Origin of the sequence: Vibrio sp. 1562 (genome assembly GCF_033340155.1) — a bacterium.
In the GTDB taxonomy this organism is placed as follows: Bacteria; Pseudomonadota; Gammaproteobacteria; order Enterobacterales; family Vibrionaceae; genus Vibrio; species Vibrio alginolyticus.
On record NZ_JAWOVY010000679.1, the window covers coordinates 1 to 545 of the forward strand.

Annotated in this window: 1 pseudogene; it reads right to left on the reverse strand. The window is 42.2% G+C overall.

What is annotated here, in order from left to right:
* Positions 1–343 (reverse strand): annotated as a pseudogene (locus R7Z49_RS27055) (alanyl-tRNA editing protein); the annotation flags it as partial.
* Positions 344–545: the final 202 nt, after the last annotated feature.

Here is a 545-nt window from a genome sequence, read left to right on the forward strand (position 1 = left end):
ACAAATAGCTCTCCGGTTGCCACTTCAATGGCAATACATGTACGACAACAAATAACCAGCCTTCTGTATCGCGCTTTACAGGGATTGCCGCTCCAACAAATAGCTCTCCGGTTGCCACTTCAATGGCACCAACTTGACAATCAATCACTTCAAGTTGTTGATCATTAAATACTAAGATGCCTTTATCCGCGGGATGATCAGGCCAGATATGGCTAACGGGATGAAACGGAGTCACGTCGGTGACTACGTAGGTCACTTCATTGTGGTTTTGAACGAGTTGAATCTGAGCGTCCAACTGCCAAGTTTGATGGCAGAAACGGGTTTGTGTCGCGGTAATCGTCATGCTTTGCTTATCTTTGTGAATGTAAGAAGTTAAGGTTTTGTGCTGAGCATTTGAAGATACAGGAATCTGCACGTCATCACTAATATCACTAGAGAAAAACCGCGCAGAAGAACATTGTGATAATGATGAAAGTAAGGTTTAGAAAAGGACACATCTCACATCACTTTTAGAGGTTGCAAAAAACAGATAAAAAAATACCCAA